This is a genomic window from Stenotrophomonas sp. GD03877 (assembly GCF_029840555.1).
GTDB classification, from domain to species: Bacteria; Pseudomonadota; Gammaproteobacteria; order Xanthomonadales; family Xanthomonadaceae; genus Stenotrophomonas; species Stenotrophomonas geniculata.
In genome coordinates, this window is the sequence record NZ_JAOCCT010000015.1 from 14,397 (window position 1) to 31,712 (window position 17,316).

Below are 17,316 nucleotides of genomic sequence, written 5' to 3' on the forward strand. Positions count from 1 at the left end.
GCCGGGGCCTCGCGCCCGGCATGAAAGACAAAGGAACACCGATGCAGACCGCCCCGCTGGATTTCCGCCTGGCCACCCGAGCTGACGAGGAGCAGTTGATCGCGTTGATGCGCGAGTTCTATGCCGAAGACAGGATCGACTTCGATGACGCGCGCGTGCGTCGCGGTGTGGATGCGCTGCTGGCTGACCCGCGCAATGGCGAAGTGCTGCTGTGGCTGGACGAGGCGGGCGAGGTGGTCGGCTACGCAGTGATCGCGATGGGCTTCAGCCTGGAGCAGGGCGGCCACTTCATGCTGCTGGACGAGCTGTACCTGAGCCATCGCGCGCGCGGTCGTGGCCGCGGCAAGCAGGCGCTGGCCATCTGCGAACAGCGCGCTCGCGGGCGTGGCGTCAGCCGCCTGCGCCTGGAAGTGAACCACCACAACGAACTGGCCCGGCGCCTGTACCTGGCCAGCGGCTACATCGATGACACCCGCGATCTGCTGACCCTGCCGCTGGATCACCCGCGCCCGGAGGGCATCCTGTGAGCGAGGCCCTGCTGCGCGTGCTGCAGCAGCGCGCCGCGCTCAATGCGCTGGTGCGCCGCTTCTTCGCCGAGCGCGATGTGCTGGAGGTGGAGACGCCGATCCTGTCGGTGGCCGGCAACACCGAGCCGAACATCGACAGCTTCCATACCGATTTCACCGGCCATGTCGATGCCGGCGGACGCCGCCGCTGGCTGCGCACCTCGCCGGAGTATCCGCTCAAGCGCCTGCTGGCGGCGGGCGTGGGTGACTGTTACGAACTGGGCCGGGTGTTCCGCAATGGCGAGGCGGGCGGCCGCCACAATCCGGAGTTCACCATGCTGGAGTGGTACCGGGTCGGTTGGGACCACCATCGCCTGGTGCAGGAAACCGCCGAGCTGGTTGGCCAGGCGCTGGCTCTGGTCGGGCGCAGTGCGACGCTGCGTGTGCTCAGCTACCGCGAGCTGTTCCAGCAGCATGTGGGCGTGGATCCGTTCGATGCTGATGAGGCCGCGCTGCGTGCCGCGCTGGGCGAGGTGCACATCGACCCGGTCGGGCTGACCCGCGATGACTGGCTGGACCTGTTGATGACCCATCGCATCCAGCCGCACTTCGATGACACAGTGATGACCGTGGTCCATGACTGGCCCGCAAGCCAGGCCGCACTGGCACGCATCCGTGCCGGCGCGCCGCCGCTGGCGGAGCGTTTCGAGCTGTACCTGGGTGCAGTGGAACTGGCCAACGGCTATCACGAACTGAACGACGCCCACGAGCAGCGTGCGCGTTTCCAGCGCGACCTGCAGCGCCGCCATGAGCGCGGCCAGGTGCAGCCGGCACTGGACGAAGCATTGCTGGCCGCATTGCCCGCGATGCCCGCCTGCGCCGGCGTGGCGGTGGGTGTCGATCGGTTGCTGATGGCGATGAACCGCACGCCGCGTATCGCCGATGTGCTGGCCTACGACTTCGCCCACGCGTGAGCGCGGTGCGCACGTTCCTGAACATCGAAGGCTGAACGGAATTCCGCGTTTCTGCGCTTGCTTCGGTAAGCGGGATGATGCTCTTATCACGGCAGATGCCGGACACTGGCACGCAGTTCATCCATTCCTGCTGGGGAAGGCTTTGGTCAAGTGGTTTGCGGTTGTCGCTGCACCGGTGTACTCCATCGCGCTCTGGGGTGCCTGGCTGCCGTCATCGGCGTCGGCCCAGCAGGCGGGCTATGACGGCGAAGTGGTGACCTGCGAATCGCGCGACATGGGCTGGGTGCATTGCGATATCGACGTCAGCAATGGCATCGACCTTGTGCGCCAGCTGTCCAGCAACAGCTGCATCCGTGGCAGCGAGTGGGGCACCGACCGCAGTGGCGTGTGGGTCACCCTGGGCTGTCGGGCCGAGTTCCGTGCGCGTCGAGCGCAGGGTGCAGCGCCTGCGGCAACGGAAGGCAAGCGCCTGGTCCGCCGTGTGGTGCGCTGCGAATCCAATGGCCGCCCGCAGAGTTGCCCGGTGCGCCTGGACGGGGCGCCGGTGCGCCTGCTGCGCCAGTTGTCGGTGCTGCCGTGCCGCGAAGGGCAGGGCTGGGGCTACAAGCGCAATGAAGTCTGGACCAGCCGTGGTTGCCAGGGCGATTTCGAAGTGGCTGACGAGGACGGCCGTTTTGTCGACGTGCCACGCCGCCTGACCTGCGAGTCGAAGTCGAAGAAGCGCCGCTTCTGTGGCGCGAGCATTTCGGTCGGCGCCGTCGTCACCGAACAGTTGTCCAGCACCCCGTGCGAGGAAGGCAACACCTGGGGCTGGAACCGCAACGGGATCTGGGTGGACGGCGGCTGCCGCGCCGAATTCTCGGTGAATTGAGCCGGGGCAGGCTCCAACCGCGCGGGGCGTGGCCCTACAATGGGCCCATGAACACTGCCTCCGACATCGACTACGCCCGTTATGACCACATCCGCCCGATCCTCTGGACCGGCGATGCCCTGCAACTGCTGGACCAGCGCAAGCTGCCGTTCGTGGTCGAGCACGTGGTCTGCCATGACAGTGACGAGGTTGCCGCCGCCATCCACGCGCTGACCGTGCGTGGCGCGCCGGCCATCGGCATTGCCGCGGCCTGGGGCGTGGTGCTGGCCGCACGTGACGTGCAGGCTGCTGATGGCGCGCATGCGCTGCAGCAGCTGGAGCCGGCGCTGCAGCGCCTGAACGCCTCGCGCCCGACCGCCGTCAACCTGGCCTGGGCGCTGGCGCGCATGCGCCGTTGCCTGAACGCCGCTGGCGCCGACTGGAAGGCTCTGCTGGAAGCGGAGGCGCAGGCCATCGCCGAGGAAGACCTGGCCGCCAACCGCCACATGGGCGCGCTGGGCGCCGGCCTGATCGAGGCCGGTAGCGGCGTGCTGACCCATTGCAACACCGGCTCGCTGGCCACCGCCGGCTTCGGTACCGCGTTGGGCGTGATCCGTGCCGGCATGGCCCAGCACCGCATCGCCCGGGTATTTGCCGGCGAGACTCGTCCGTGGCTGCAGGGCGCACGTCTGACCGTGTGGGAGCTGCAGCAGGATGGCATCGACGCCACCCTGATTGCCGATTCGGCCGCCTCGCACCTGATGAAGACCGGTGCTGTGCAGTGGGTGATCGTGGGTGCGGACCGCATCTGCGCCAATGGCGATACCGCCAACAAGATCGGTACCTACCAGCTGGCCATTGCCGCGCGCCACCACGGCGTGAAGTTCATGGTCGTGGCGCCGTCCTCGACCGTGGACATGGAAACCGTGGACGGCAGCCAGATCGAGATCGAGCAGCGCGATCCGGGCGAGCTGTACGGCGTGGGCGGTACCCGCACCGTGGCCGAGGGCATCGCCGCCTGGAACCCGGTGTTCGACGTCACTCCGGGCGAGCTGATCGATGCCATCGTGACTGAGCGCGGGGTGATCCTGAATCCGACCGCCGACAACATGCGCGCCGCCTTCGGCGGCTGAGGCGGGCAGGGTCGCGGATGTCTGTAGAGCCGAGCCCACGCTCGGCTCAGCCAGCGAATCCGCCGCAGCCGAGCATGGGCTCGGCGCTACAGGGGCGGTATGGGGCCCTAAGTTCCTGATTTGTGCCGGTAAAATCCCCGTAAAGGGAGGCGGAAAACGGCCTGTTGTGGTAGTATCCACAGGTTGAATCGAGGTTCCGGCACGACCCCCTCCCGCAGAGGGCTGCGCCGGACTGGACCGCTACCAGACAACGGAACCCGAATGGCAGAAACCGCCAAGGAAATCATCCAGGTCAACCTGGAAGACGAGATGCGCAAGAGCTACCTCGATTACGCCATGAGCGTGATCGTGGGCCGCGCGCTCCCGGATGCGCGCGACGGCCTCAAGCCGGTGCATCGCCGCGTGCTGTTCGCGATGAATGAACTGAACGCGCACAGCAACAAGCCCTACTTCAAGTCGGCGCGTATCGTCGGTGACGTCATCGGTAAGTACCACCCGCATGGCGATCAGTCGGTGTACGACACGCTGGTGCGCCTGGCACAGCCGTTCTCGCTGCGCTACATGCTGGTCGATGGCCAGGGTAACTTCGGCTCCATCGACGGCGACTCCGCCGCAGCGATGCGATACACCGAAGCGCGCATGTCGCGCCTCGCGCATGAGCTGATGGCCGACATCGACAAGGAAACCGTCGATTTCCAGCCCAACTACGACGAAAAGGAACTGGAGCCGACGGTCATGCCGACCCGGTTCCCGAACCTGCTGGTCAATGGTTCGGCCGGTATCGCGGTGGGCATGGCGACCAACATCCCGCCGCACAATCTGAGCGAATCGATCAACGCCTGCATCGCGCTGATCGACAACCCGGAAATCGACGTCGACGGCCTGATGGAATACATCCCGGGCCCGGATTTCCCGACCGCCGGCATCATCAATGGCACCGCCGGCATCGTCGCCGGCTACCGCACCGGCCGTGGCCGCGTGCGCATCCGTGCCAAGGCCGATATCGAAGTGGCCGACAACGGCCGCGAATCGATCATCGTCACCGAGATTCCTTACCAGGTGAACAAGGCGCGTCTGATCGAGAAGATCGCCGAGCTGGTCAAGGAAAAGAAGATCGAAGGCATCAGCGAGCTGCGCGATGAGTCCGACAAGGACGGCATGCGCATCTACATCGAGATCAAGCGCGGTGAATCTGCCGAGGTTGTGCTGAACAACCTGTACCAGCAGACGCAGATGGAATCGGTGTTCGGCATCAACATGGTGGCGCTGGTCGATGGCCGCCCGCAGTTGATGAACCTCAAGCAGATGCTGGAGGCGTTCGTCCGCCACCGTCGCGAAGTGGTCACCCGCCGCACCGTGTTCGAGCTGCGCAAGGCGCGTGCCCGTGCCCACGTGCTGGAAGGCCTGACCGTCGCGCTGGCCAACATCGACGAGATGATCGAACTGATCAAGACCTCGCCGAACCCGAACGAAGCACGCGAGCGCATGCTGGCGCGCGTGTGGGAGCCGGGCCTGGTCGGTGCGATGCTGGGCGCCGCCGGTGCCGAAGCCTCGCGTCCGGAAGACCTGCCCAAGGGCGTGGGCCTGATCGAGGGCGGCTACCAGCTGACCGAGATCCAGGCCACCCAGATCCTGGAAATGCGCCTGCACCGCCTGACCGGGCTGGAGCAGGACCGCCTGACCGACGAGTACAAGCAGCTGCTGGAAGTGATCGCCGGGCTGATCCACATCCTGGAAGACCCCGACCGCCTGCTGCAGGTGATCCGCGAAGAGCTGGTCAGCGTCAAGGCCGAGTTCGGCGACGAGCGTCGTACCGAGATCCGCCACAGCGAAGAAGACCTGGACATCCTCGACCTGATCGCGCCGGAAGACGTGGTGGTCACCGTGTCGCACGCCGGTTACGTGAAGCGCCAGCCGGTGAGCGTGTACCGCGCGCAGCGCCGTGGCGGCCGTGGCCGCAGTGCGGCGGCGACCAAGGAAGAGGATTTCATCGAACAGCTGTGGCTGGTCAACACGCATGACACGCTGCTGACCTTCACCAGTTCGGGCAAGGTGTTCTGGCTGCCGGTCTACCAGCTGCCCGAAGCCGGTTCCAACGCTCGTGGCCGTCCGATCATCAACTGGATTCCGCTGGAACCGGGCGAACGCGTGCAGGCCGTGCTGCCGGTGCGCGAGTACGCCGATGGCCAGTTCGTGTTCTTCGCCACGAAGAACGGTACGGTCAAGAAGACCCCGCTGGGCGAGTTCGCCTTCCGTCTGGCCCGCGGCAAGATCGCGATCAACCTCGACGAGGGCGATGCGCTGGTTGGCGTCGGCCTGACCGACGGCGAGCGCGACATCCTGCTGTTCGCCTCCAACGGCAAGACCGTGCGCTTCGGCGAGGACAAGGTCCGCTCGATGGGCCGTACCGCGACCGGCGTGCGTGGCATCAAGATGCCGGCCGGCGAGGAAGTGGTCAGCCTGATCGTGGCCGAAAGTGCCGGTGGCATCGAGGACGAGAACGAGGACGACAACGGTGTCGAAGAAGCCGCCGCCAATGGCGATGCGGTGATCGACGGCGCTGACGACGCCAGCGTGCAGTACATCCTCACCGCCACCGAGAACGGCTATGGCAAGCGCACCCCGCTGCCGGACTACCCGCGCAAGGGCCGTGGTACGCAGGGCGTGATCGGCATCCAGACCACCGAGCGCAACGGCAAGCTGGTCGCCGCGGTGCTGATGGGCTCCAGCGACGAAGTCCTGCTGATCTCCGATGGCGGCACCCTGGTGCGTACGCGTGGCTCGGAAATCAGCCGCGTCGGCCGCAACACCCAGGGCGTCACCCTGATCCGCCTGTCCAAGGACGAGAAGCTGCAGGCGGTGGAGCGCATGGATGCCTCCATCGAAGAGGACGAGGACGAGGTGGCGGCTGCCGCCCCGGCCACGACCGACGGCGCCCCGGCTGCGGCCAGCAGCGAGGACGCCGCGCAGGAGTGATCCTGCCGCGAGCCTGAAGTACCCGACGACGCCGGCCCTGTGCCGGCGTCGTCGTAACCGGACGCCACACATACGCGCGCGCTTCACGCCGGCGGTGGGATAAGGGCGCATGCTGCCCCCGGAGATCGACGATGTCCGTCACGCCGCCGTCCGATCCTGCTCCTGTCCGAACCCCGCGCCATCCGCTGGTGACCGTGCTGTCGCTGTTGCTGGTCGTGCTCGGCCTGGTCATCGGCGGGCTCGGCGCATGGCTGCTCAGCCTTGGCGGCTCGGCGTACTACGCCATCGCCGGGCTCGGCCTGCTGGCCAGCGGCCTCCTGCTGTTCGGCAACCGTCGCAGCGGCGCGCTGCTGTACGCGCTGGTGTTCATCGGCACACTGCTGTGGACCTGGTGGGAGTCGGGCAGCGACTACTGGCGTTGGGTGCCGCGTCTGGGCCTCGTTACGGCCCTGGGCATCGTGGTGGCGCTGCTGGCACCGACCCTGCGCGAACCGGTGTCCAAGCGCCTGTCGCGCAGCGTGGCGGGCGTGCTGATGCTGGTGTTCGTAGCTGCCTTCGGCCTGGCCTTTGCGCCGCATGGTGAAGTGGACGGGCACCTGCCGTTCCCGGAAGGCGCGGTCAGCGCCGGACTGGAACCTACGCGCGATACCACGGGCCTGCAGCCGGCTGACCAGCCCGCCGAGGGCGACTGGCCGGCGTGGGGCCGCAGCAATGCGGCCACCCGCTATTCGCCGCTGCAGCAGATCACCCCGGCCAATGTGGCCACGCTGCAGCCGGCCTGGCAGTTCCGTACCGGCGATATGCCGAAGAAGCGCTGGGGCGCGGAAACCACGCCGCTGAAGATTGGCGATCGCCTGTACCTGTGCACCGCGCGCAACCGCCTGATCGCACTCGACGCCGCCAGCGGCAAGGAGCTGTGGCGGTTCGATCCAAGGGTGAAGGATGCTTCGATTCCCTATACCGCTGCCTGTCGCGGTGTGAGCTATTACGAGCAGCCCAGCACGCCGACCGTTGCTGATGCGGCATTGGCCGATGTCGCCGCTGATCTGGCGCTGCCGGAACCGCCGCCCAGCATCACCCGCAGTGTTGCACCGGGCAGTCGTCCGGCATGCTGGGCGCGCATCATCGAAGGCACGCTGGATGGGCGCATCATCGCGGTGGATGCGGACAGTGGCCGCCGGTGCGCGAATTTCGGCAACAACGGCCAGGTCGACATCACCCTGGGCATGGGCGAAGTGCCGCCGGGCTATGTGTCGATCACCTCGCCGCCGGCCATCGTGCGCGGCGTGATCGTGACCGGTCATCAGGTGCTCGACGGACAGCGCCGCGATGCGCCCTCGGGCGTGATCCAGGCCTACGATGCCATCACCGGCAAGCTGCGCTGGGCATGGGACATGGACCAGCCCGAGCGCAGCGGCTTGCCGCCGCGCGAGCAGACCTATACGCGCGGCACACCCAACATGTGGACCACCGCCACCGGTGATGAAGCACTGGGGCTGGTCTACCTGCCGCTGGGCAATTCTGCGGGAGACTATTGGAGTGGCTCGCGCACGGAGAGCCAGAACCGCTATGCAACCTCGCTGGTGGCGATCAACGTGGCCACCGGCAAGCCGGTCTGGCATTTCCAGGCGGTGCGCAAGGATGTGTGGGACTACGACCTGGGTTCGCAGGCCAGCCTGATCGACTACCCGACGGCGGCGGGCAAGGTGCCGGCGATCCTGTTGCCGACCAAGCAGGGCGACCTCTATATCCTCGATCGCCGCAACGGCCAGCTCCTGACCGCCGCCGAAGAGCGCAAGGTGCCGGTGGGCGGCGTCGAACCCGAGCAGCGTTCACCCACCCAGCTGTTTTCGCTGTACCACACGCTGCGCCGCGAACATGACCTGACCGAGCGCGACATGTGGGGCATCACCCCGATCGACCAGCTGGTCTGCCGCATCCAGTTCCGCAAGGCGTACTACGAGGGTTTCTATACGCCGCCGAGCAGCGAGCGCCATTCCATCGAGTACCCCGGCTACAACGGCGGCTCGGACTGGGGCAGCGTGTCCATCGATACACGCCGCGGCGTGATCGTGGCCAACTACAACGACATGCCCAACTACAACCGGCTGGTGCCACGCGCCGAGGCCGACCGGCTGGGCTGGCTGCCGCGCGAGAAGATCCGGTTCGACAACGGCGGTGCAGAAGGCGCGGGCGACCCGCAGGTGGGCACGCCGTACGGCATCCAGGTCAACGCTGGCTGGCGGCTGCCGTTCACCGGCCTGCTGTGCAAGCAGCCGCCCTATGGCGGTATCCGTGCCATCGACCTGCGTACCGGCAAGCTGCTGTGGGACCGTCCATTCGGCAGTGCGCGCGGCAACGGACCGTTCGGCATCCGCTCCGGCCTGCCGATCGAGATCGGCACGCCGAACAATGGCGGTTCGGTAGTCACCGCCAGCGGCCTGATCTTCATCGCCGCCGCCACCGATGACCTGCTGCGTGCCATCGATCTGAAGACCGGCAAGGAACTGTGGCATGCCAAGCTGCCCGCGGGCGGCCAGGCCAATCCGATGGTGTACGAGCAGGGCGGGCGCCAGTACGTGGTGATCATGGCTGGCGGCCACCATTTCATGGAAACCCCGAACGGCGATTACGTGATGGCGTTTGCGTTGCCGAGGTAACCGCAATGGGGGCGGCGGGCCGACCCCATTGCACGACACTGGATTACACCGCCACCACCACCTTGCCGATCTGCTCGTTTGATTCCAGGTAACGGTGTGCCTCCTGGATCTGCGCAAACGGGAATACCTTGGCAATCTTCGGTGCGAGCGTGCCCTTGTCCAGTCCGTCGACAATGAAGGCCTTGGCACGCGCCAGCGCGGCATCGTCGGAGACGATTTCCGAGTACAGATAGCCCTTCAGCGTCAGCGACTTGCCCAGCACGTTGAACAGCGGGAACGGCGTGGGTTCGCTGCTCAGCGCGCCGTATTCCAGCAGGATGCCGCCACGGGCCATCGCTTCGGTCAGCGGCACGAACTGCGGGCCACCGATCGGATCGAACACCACACGGGCACCGGCACCGCCGGTGATGCGCGCCACTTCGGTCACCAGATCCTGCTCCTGGGTGGCGATGACGTGGGCGGCACCGGCATCGAGCAGGGCCTGGCGCTTGCCCGGGCCACGGGTGACCGCGATCGGCGTGGCGCCTACTGCATTGGCGATCTGGATGGCGGCCAGGCCGACGCTGCTGCTGGCGGCGGTGATGATGACGAAATCCCCGGCGGCCAGATGAGCCTGTTCCAGCAGCGCGCCCCAGGCGGTGACGTACTGCATCCACACCGCGGCCGCCGTTTCAAAGTCCAACGCCTGCGGGTGCTTGACCACCAGTCGTGCCGGCACGTTGGCCAGCTCGCCATAGGTGCCCCAGCGCGCGATGTCCAGCGGCGGTATCACGCTGACCGCATCGCCAGCAGTGAAGCCGCTCACCGCACTGCCGACCGCTTCGACAACGCCCGCCGCTTCATAGCCCAGCCGGCTGGGGAATTGCGCTTCCTGCAGATAGGCGCCGTTGCGGAACATCACCTCGGCGCGGTTCAGGCCGATCGCCCTCACCCGGATCTGGACTTCGTCGGCGGCGGGGGCGGGAACGTCGATATCGTCGATGCGCAGCACATCGGCGGTGCCATATTCGTGGATGCGGACAACCTGGCTCATGGGGGACTCCGAGGAAGGGCCGACGAGGGCGCCGGCGGAAGGGTGAGCGCTACTGTGCGCGTAGTCTGCAACCAGAATAAGGGGTAATCTGGCGTTTCATTGAAAAACAATTGTTTGCAATGGACCTGATCGTTCCCCTGCGGACCTTCGCCAAGGTGGCCGAGGTCGGCTCCTTCGCCGCCGCTGCCGAGGCACTGGATCTGTCGCCGCAGCTGGTCGGCAAGCACATCCAGGCGCTGGAGCAGCACCTCGGCGTACGCCTGCTCAACCGCACCACGCGCAAGCAGAGCCTGACCGACTTCGGCCAGGCCTATCTGGCGCGGGCGCGGGTGATCCTGGAGGAAGTGGAGGGCGCCGAGCAATTGGCGGAAGTGGCGCGTGGACGGCCGATGGGACGCCTGCGCATCAGCGCGCCGGTCACCTTCGGCGTGCACGCGCTCGGTCCGGCGGTGGTGGCCTACATGCAGCAGTACCCGGACGTGCAGGTCGATCTGAACCTGTCCAACAGCCTGGTGGACATCGTCGAAGACGGCTACGACCTGGTGTTCCGTACCGGTGACCTGGCCGACAGCGGGCTGGTGGCACGGCGGCTGGGGCCGTATCCGCTGGTCCTGTGTGCGTCGCCAGGCTACCTGGCTTCGCGCCCGGCCATTACCCATCCCAATGACCTGAGCCGGCACGAGTGCCTGGGCTTCGCGCATTCGATCATCCGCACGCGCTGGAGTTTCCGCGATGCCGACGGCAGCGTGCTGACCGTGCCGGTGTCCAGCCGCTTCATGGTCAATCAGGCCGAGCCGCTGCTGACCGCAGCCGTGGGTGGCCTGGGGTTGATCCTGCAGCCTTACGAAATGCTTGCCGCTGCGCTGGCGCGTGGTGAACTGTTGGAAGTGCTGCCGGACCATGTGCCGGTATCGACCTGGATCAACCTGGTGTATCCGCGCGACCGCCAGCTGACGCCCAAGCTGCGCAGCTTCCTGGACTTCTGCGTGGCGCGTTTCACAGAGCAGACGATGGCAAGGCGATAGCGTGGCATCGATCAGCATTCCCGTGTTCCCATGCGAAGGACTCGCCCCGTGATGTCTCTCCCGTTGCCGCAGCATGCCGCTCGCGTCCTGCTGCTGGCGTCCTTTTCCAGCGCCAGCGTGCTTGCGCAGCAGACACCTGTGCAGGCGTTGGCCGAGTGGGAGGTGCAAGGGCGTGCGGACGGCCTGGCGCGACCCGATATTGAATGCCAGGATTTCCTGCAGGCGATGGGCCGGAAGCCTCCGGGACTGCAGTATGTAGGCTGCAGCCAGGATGACGCGTCCTACATCAAGCCGATGGAGGCCCACTATCGTGTTTCAGGTGCCCAGGCGGCGCAGGTCGAAGCCTATCTGCACACGGCATTCGGCCTGCCTGCGTTGCGCTACGTCTGTTGTGGTTGGAGCAACGGCGCACCCTATTACTGGCGCGAAGGCCCGGATGCGGTGAGGTATCAGATCGGCATGGGCGTGGAATCGCTGCCGTACGAACGCGGCGAATGGCATCGCATCGAGGCATTCAACGTCACCGTCGAGGTGGTGCGGCTGCGTCCCTAGCGTGGATGCGGCGGGCCGATCCATCGTCTAGGATGCGCCCAGGGATACCCGCAAAGGAATTGCCATGAAGGCTGTTGGACGCCTGTTTCTCTGCAACGCGCTGGCCTGTTTGGTCCTGGTTGCCACATCGGCGTTCCCGGCAGTTGGCGCTGCACCTTCCGAGCGCGAACATCCACGTGCGCAGGATGCCATCGATGACTGGCTTGCGGCGTTCAATGCAGGCAGCCTCGAGGGGTTGCAGGCATTTGCCGACAGATATGCGAAGCACGAGGGCAGCACGCCCAAGGACTATCTCGAGTTCCGCGAGAGCACCGGCCCGCTGAGCGTGCTGGAAACACTCGAGCGCGCGCCCGGCCAGGCGAAGCTGCTGGTGATGGGCCAGCTGAGCGAACGTGCGATGTGGGTGACGGCGGTCATGGACCCGGCCAACCCGTCGCACGTGAAGCAGTTCCAGATCGAGGGCACTGAAACGCCGGACAAATACAAGCCGGCACGGGTTGCATTGCCTGCGCTGATGGCTGATGCCGCGGCAAGGCTGGAGGCGCTGCGGGCGCAGGACGCGCTGTCGGGTGCATTGCAGGTGGCGCAGAATGGCAAGGTGCTGCTGGACTGGCGTGGTGGCGATGCCGATCGCACCGCTGGCATTCCAGTGGACGTGGATACACAGTTCCGCCTTGCGTCCTCCAACAAGATGTTCACCGCAGTGGCCGTCCTGCAGCTGGTGCAGGACGGCAAGCTCAGTCTCGATGACACGATCGGCAGTCGCCTGCCGGACTATCCGAACAAGGCCGTTGCCAACAGCGTAACCGTTCGCCAGCTGCTGTCACATACCAGTGGCCTGGGCGACTTCTTCGGCGACGATTTCGAGGAGTATTCCGCGTCGTTGAAGACGCTGGATGACTACGTGCGGCGCTTTGCCAAGGATGCGCCGCAATTCACGCCAGGCAGCCAGGACAGCTACTCGAACTATGGCTTCATCGTGCTTGGGCGGATCATCGAGGCCGTCTCCGGGCAGTCGTACTACGCCTATGTGGAGCAACACATCCTGCGCCCGGCGGGCATGATGGGCACCGGCTTCGAACCGGAAACAGTGAACGTCCCGCAGCGTGCCGTCGCCTACACGAAGAAGGACGGGCAATGGGTCCGTGAAACGAAGTCGCTGCCCTGGCGCGGCATGTCAGCCGGTGGTGGCTACAGCGCGGTGGGCGACATGGTGAAGTTCGCCGAGGCATTGCGCAGTGGAAAGCTGGTCTCACCTGCATTGCTGCAGCAGGCCACCACGGCGCAGAACCACAAGGGCTGGTATGGATTCGGCTTCGTGGTGCAGGGCAAGGGCAGGGAGCACCAGTACGGCCACGAAGGCGGTGCGCCCGGATCGAACAGTGCCATCGTGGTGATGCCCGCACAGGGCTATGTGATCGTTGGCCTGGCCAATGTCGATCCGGATGCGATCGGCAACGTGGTCAACTACATCGCACGCAGGGTGCCGCTGTAGCCGAGGTGCATGCCGTTCATTCCGGCACCCGCACCATCTTCGTCATCAGGTGTTCCACCACGCCCGCCGGATCGGCCGTGCGGCCGACATGCGTGCTCGACATCTGCACCACGGAGCTGCGCTTGGCGGTGAGGAAATGGAAGCGCGCGCGCGCGGGCAGCTGCGCGATTGGCCCGGCCGTGGCGTCACCGCGGCAGATCGCCACGATCGCATCCAGCCATGGCTGCAATGCGTCCAGGTCCAGCGCCGGCGCGAAGGCGCGCAGGCGCGCAGGATCGATCTCGATGGCCGCCTCCAGATGACGCGCACCAGGACAGGAGACGATCACCCCGACGTTGATGAACTCCTCGCGTTCCACCCGCGGTACCACGCGGATGACCGCGTAGTCATACGTGTGCAGCGTGGGCACGGATGGCCTCCTGCACGAACACCGCACGCACTTTCAGGCGATGCTTGAGATAGTCGATGTAGCCTTGGCGATAGGCCTGCGGACTGTCGAATGCCGGCTCGTTGACCAGCCAGCTGTCTGGCACCAGGCCGACGATGCGTTCGATCTCGGCATCGGTCAGGCGCGCGGCCAGTTCGGCATCCACCTCGGCGATGCGGCTGGCGAACGACAGCAGCACGTGGTCGCGGATCAGCACGAACGGCTTTTCGCAGGCATCGCCGGCGTTGGCCCAATCGTGATGGAAGTACATGGCCGCACCGTGATCGATCAGGTACAGCTTTCGATGCCACACCATCAGGTTCGGATTGCGCGTGGTGCGATCGACATTGCTGGTGAACGCATCGAACCAGACGATGCGCGAGGCCAGGTCGGCATCCACCGGCATCGCCGCCGGGTCGTAATTGATCGCGCCGGGCAGGTAGTCCAGGCCCAGGTTCAGGCCCTCGCTGGCGCGGATCAGCTCCTGGATCTCCGGGTCCGGTTCGGTGCGGGCGAACTCGCGGTCCAGTTCCACGAACAGGATCTCTGGAATCGGCAGGCCCAGCGTGCGCGCCATCTCGCCGGCGATCAGCTCGGCGATCAGCGCCTTCGGGCCCTGGCCGGCGCCACGGAACTTCAGCACGGCCATGCCGTCGTCGTCGGTCTCGACCACGGCCGGCAGGGAGCCACCTTCCCGCAAGGGAGTGATGTAGCGGAGGGCATGTACGGTGCGCATGGGCGCATTCTAGCGTGGGTGCTGCCAAGGGAGCGCCGGGAGCGCCCCGGCGGCTCCATGTCGTTCACCGTCAGTGAGCCAGCGTACCGCGCTGCTGTTCCTGCACCTGCGTGCGGGTCTGCTCCTGCGAGGCCTGATCGGCCTGTCGCTGGTTGACCACGGCAAGCGTATCCAGGCTGTCCTGCACCGGGCGTTGCGCGGCCTCGGCGGTGGGCGATGACGCGCGCAGCGAGGCCGGATCATCCAGCGGCCCCTTCACCACGAAGATGTTCTGCGCCGCGCCCGCACCATCGGTCTGGCGGCTGAGCACCACATGGTCGACCCGGTCCAGCCCGTTTTCGCGGGCCAGCACCAGCAGGCTGGCGCTCAGGCGCTCGCTGGACGCATCGAAACTGCGTCCGTTGGCAGCATCCAGCGCCGCTACCTTGCCGCGGATCTGCTCGTGCAGCGAACGGTCACGGCCTTCCGCAAGCGGCAACGCCATTGCATCACCTGCGGAGGCCTGCCGTGCGGTGATGGGGACGTGTGCATGCGTGCCTTCGGTGTGGTCGAAGTAATGCAGCGTCGACGGCGAGGTGCTGGTATCGAAATAGGGCTGGCGCGGGGGCGAGCCCTCGCCGAGGTTGAGCCCGTTCTGCTCCAGCAGGCGCTCGTCCAGGCCCAGCTTCTTCATGTTCACTTCCATCCGGCTGACGCCGTCGGGCGCTGGATTCGCGGCCTCGTATCCGCTGGCCAGTTCGATCGCTTGGACGCCGTAGAAATTCTGGTAGTCCGAATTCCCATGATGGCCCAGGCCGGTGCTGACGCCCTGGTCGTAATAGTGCCTGGCCATTCCCTCGATGTTGGCTGCGGTGGGGGAGATGGTCAGGTCCGCATTGAGGGTCAGCTCCGGGTGCGGTGCATAGGTGATCGGCGGGCCGGGTCGCGACTGGATGACGTCTGTCGAGCGGGTGCTGGCTTCATACAGGTCGCGCAGGGTAGCGTCCGGGTTGTTGGCACGTACCTGGCTGACCAGCGCATTCCAGCCTGCGATGTTCGAGGAGGCCTCGTCGCGGCGGTTGGCCGCGAGCAGGGTGCCGATTGCCTCGGTGTAATCATGGCTGGTGGTACGGCCTGCGATCTGCTCCACGTCGGCATCGAACTGCACGTAGGCACGCTCGACATCGGCGTCGTTGAAGCCGTGCTGGATCTCGTGACCGAGCACAAAGGTGACCTCGGCCGCGTCGAACCTGTCCGGCGCCGCCGGAGTCGACAAGCTGCTGGCGGGCAGGTTGATGGATTTCGTGCCGGTCTCGTAGGTGCCACCCGCATTGCTTGTGGCGGGCAACAGTTCGAAGCGTTCCAGATAGCCTGCCGCGATCGCTGCGTCCACCTGCTTTGCCAGCACGGGCGAGCCCGCGATGACGCTGCGCAGGTTGTCGACCTGGTCGCTGGTGACGTCGGTCTTGCCGGCGAACTCGCCCAGCAGGCGTTCCGTTTCTGCGGAAAGGGTCGTCATTGATGGCTCCCCTTACTGCACGGTGACAAGACGCACGCAGGCATGCGTGGCGTCGCCGAGGGCGTGGGGGTTCTCGGGCATGGTGTCGACCTTGATGCTCAGCTGCGGTCGATCGAAGCGGTCGTAGATCACCCGGCCGTGTTCGCCGAGCACCGTCTCGCGCTTGAATCCGGCGGCATCCAGTGCCGAAGCGAAGTGGTTGAAGTCGACCCGGCAGATCGCCGCAGCCGAGGCCTTGCGATCGCTGCTGGTGTCGATGAAATTCAGGTCCAGCCGCGCGTCGGCAGTGCCGGCCCGCTGCACTTCCAGGCCATAGCCCCATTCCGGCGTCAGCGTGCCGCCATAGCCGAAGTGCCCGGGGCCGAAGGTCTGCGCCGGTGCCTGCATTGCGGCGGACAGGCGTTCGACGGTCAGCTCGCGCGTGGACGTCGTTGCCTTGATCAGGTCCAGCAGGCGCAGCAGCAACTGCTCGGCATTGAGCGGGGAGGGCGAAGTGGTGTCGGATACGGCGGGGGCCATGGTGTCGGTTCCTTGAGAAGTCGGCGTGCGGTCGGCGGCATGTGCGCAGGCGCAGAGCGTGGCCGCTGAAAGTGCGAGCGTCCACGGTCGTATGAATGCGTACCGGGGCATGTGCGTTCCTTGCAATTGAAGGCTGACCCTAGGGCCAGCCGGATGAAGCAGAGGTTAAGCGCACTTGAGGCGTGGTCTTCACTCCGCCCTTCCCGTTGTGGTGGCAGCATCGGTTCCCAAGCAGCATCCACCCTGGGTGTGACCTTCAACAGGAGGCTGTCATGCCGCTACTGCGCAGCTGTCACGTTTCATCCCGCATGCTCTGCACCGCGTGGTGTTGAACCCGGTCTGATACGGCCACCTTGCCGGCACGGATGGCCGCCACCCGCAATACCTGCCACGTTTCACGCATCGCAGATCCGGCGCTGTCCTGCCGGTGCTGCGATCCAGGCATGTGCGCCTCCAGATTGCCCCTGTGTTGCCGCTGGCATTCCAGGTGCGGGAGAGCGCCATCTCCATGATGTTCCTGCAGGCTTTGGAGGTGTACCAATGAGCGACGAATACGATGGAACGCTGCCGCCCCTGGACGATGCCAAGGTTGAGGAAATGATCGGCAAGCTGGTGCTGGTCGGTGTGACCCGCTATGGCGGCGATGGCCAGGTAAAGGGGCTGGAGCAGTACGCAGGCACGGTGTTGCGCATCAGCGCTGACGAGGGCGTGGTGCTGGCCGATGAGAATGATGGCCACGAGCGCTATCTGCCGCCGATGCTGGACCAGTACCAGCCAGCCGAGCCCGGGGAGTACCGCATGCACACCAGTGGCATGATCGTGGTCGACCCCGACTACCTGGCCACCTGGGACTTGCACGCGCAGCAGTAGTGCCAGGCCATGCCTGGCAGGTGCCTGCAGTTCCCCGGCACCTCCCGGAGCTGCACTTTGCC

At 66.1% G+C, this 17,316-nt stretch carries 16 protein-coding genes; 10 read left to right on the forward strand and 6 right to left on the reverse strand.

The window, feature by feature from the left end; translation table 11 throughout:
* Positions 1–41 precede the first annotated feature (41 nt).
* The 6 genes from N5D20_RS12670 (at position 42) to N5D20_RS12695 (ending at position 9,099) form a co-directional block, all read left to right on the forward strand.
* Positions 42–527, forward strand: coding sequence for a GNAT family N-acetyltransferase (locus N5D20_RS12670; protein ID WP_049436739.1), 486 nt, complete (start codon positions 42–44; stop codon positions 525–527).
* Positions 524–1,480, forward strand: coding sequence for an EF-P lysine aminoacylase EpmA (gene epmA, locus N5D20_RS12675; RefSeq protein WP_197578950.1), 957 nt, complete (start codon positions 524–526; stop codon positions 1,478–1,480). Before N5D20_RS12670 ends, epmA begins: the two co-directional genes overlap by 4 nt.
* Before the next feature lie 142 nt (positions 1,481–1,622).
* On the forward strand, positions 1,623–2,351 hold the full coding sequence (locus N5D20_RS12680; RefSeq protein ID WP_010480486.1) for a DUF3011 domain-containing protein: 729 nt from the start codon (positions 1,623–1,625) through the stop codon (positions 2,349–2,351).
* Between the two features lie 47 nt (positions 2,352–2,398).
* Positions 2,399–3,463 (forward strand): S-methyl-5-thioribose-1-phosphate isomerase, encoded by a 1,065-nt coding sequence (mtnA, locus tag N5D20_RS12685; protein WP_043398496.1) that lies wholly within the window; start codon positions 2,399–2,401, stop codon positions 3,461–3,463.
* 261 nt (positions 3,464–3,724) lie between these two features.
* Positions 3,725–6,439, forward strand: coding sequence for a DNA gyrase subunit A (gyrA, locus tag N5D20_RS12690; RefSeq protein ID WP_010480491.1), 2,715 nt, complete (start codon positions 3,725–3,727; stop codon positions 6,437–6,439).
* Between the two features lie 131 nt (positions 6,440–6,570).
* Positions 6,571–9,099, forward strand: a complete 2,529-nt coding sequence (locus N5D20_RS12695) for a membrane-bound PQQ-dependent dehydrogenase, glucose/quinate/shikimate family (RefSeq protein WP_197578951.1) — start codon at positions 6,571–6,573, stop codon at positions 9,097–9,099.
* Between the two features lie 43 nt (positions 9,100–9,142).
* Here N5D20_RS12695 and N5D20_RS12700 read toward each other — a convergent pair whose 3' ends face one another.
* Positions 9,143–10,132 carry a zinc-dependent alcohol dehydrogenase family protein gene (locus tag N5D20_RS12700; protein ID WP_197578952.1) on the reverse strand — a complete coding sequence of 330 codons (990 nt, stop codon included), beginning with the start codon at positions 10,130–10,132 and terminating at the stop codon, positions 9,143–9,145.
* A 119-nt stretch (positions 10,133–10,251) separates the two neighbouring features.
* Between N5D20_RS12700 and N5D20_RS12705 the strand changes: the two genes are divergently transcribed.
* The 3 genes from N5D20_RS12705 to N5D20_RS12715 all read left to right on the forward strand — a co-directional run bounded on the left by N5D20_RS12705 (position 10,252) and on the right by N5D20_RS12715 (position 13,204).
* Positions 10,252–11,157, forward strand: a complete 906-nt coding sequence (locus N5D20_RS12705; RefSeq protein WP_197578953.1) for a LysR family transcriptional regulator — start codon at positions 10,252–10,254, stop codon at positions 11,155–11,157.
* Positions 11,158–11,208: 51 nt separating this feature from the next.
* The gene (locus tag N5D20_RS12710) at positions 11,209–11,709 is read left to right on the forward strand and encodes a DUF4952 domain-containing protein (protein WP_197578954.1); all 501 of its coding nucleotides are present in this window, start codon (positions 11,209–11,211) and stop codon (positions 11,707–11,709) included.
* Between the two features lie 64 nt (positions 11,710–11,773).
* A complete protein-coding gene (locus tag N5D20_RS12715; RefSeq protein ID WP_197578955.1) occupies positions 11,774–13,204 on the forward strand; it encodes a serine hydrolase domain-containing protein in 1,431 nt (476 codons plus the stop codon).
* A 16-nt stretch (positions 13,205–13,220) separates the two neighbouring features.
* On the opposite strand, the gene N5D20_RS12720 is transcribed toward N5D20_RS12715, so the two are convergent.
* The 5 genes from N5D20_RS12720 to N5D20_RS12740 form a co-directional block, all read right to left on the reverse strand.
* Positions 13,221–13,613 carry a DUF3037 domain-containing protein gene (locus N5D20_RS12720; RefSeq protein ID WP_197578956.1) on the reverse strand — a complete coding sequence of 131 codons (393 nt, stop codon included), beginning with the start codon at positions 13,611–13,613 and terminating at the stop codon, positions 13,221–13,223.
* On the reverse strand, positions 13,591–14,367 hold the full coding sequence (locus tag N5D20_RS12725) for a HipA family kinase (protein WP_021202746.1): 777 nt from the start codon (positions 14,365–14,367) through the stop codon (positions 13,591–13,593). Before N5D20_RS12725 ends, N5D20_RS12720 begins: the two co-directional genes overlap by 23 nt.
* 70 nt (positions 14,368–14,437) lie before the next feature.
* Positions 14,438–15,865, reverse strand: coding sequence for an XVIPCD domain-containing protein (locus N5D20_RS12730; protein WP_197578957.1), 1,428 nt, complete (start codon positions 15,863–15,865; stop codon positions 14,438–14,440).
* A 12-nt stretch (positions 15,866–15,877) separates the two neighbouring features.
* Entirely contained in the window at positions 15,878–16,384 is a 507-nt protein-coding gene (locus N5D20_RS12735) for a hypothetical protein (RefSeq protein WP_279915005.1), read from the reverse strand.
* Between the two features lie 292 nt (positions 16,385–16,676).
* Positions 16,677–16,829 carry a hypothetical protein gene (locus N5D20_RS12740; RefSeq protein WP_197578959.1) on the reverse strand — a complete coding sequence of 51 codons (153 nt, stop codon included), beginning with the start codon at positions 16,827–16,829 and terminating at the stop codon, positions 16,677–16,679.
* Positions 16,830–16,924: 95 nt separating this feature from the next.
* Here N5D20_RS12740 and N5D20_RS12745 point away from each other — a divergent pair, with 95 nt between their 5' ends.
* The gene (locus N5D20_RS12745; protein WP_049436727.1) at positions 16,925–17,254 is read left to right on the forward strand and encodes a hypothetical protein; all 330 of its coding nucleotides are present in this window, start codon (positions 16,925–16,927) and stop codon (positions 17,252–17,254) included.
* The last annotated feature ends 62 nt before the right edge of the window (positions 17,255–17,316 follow it).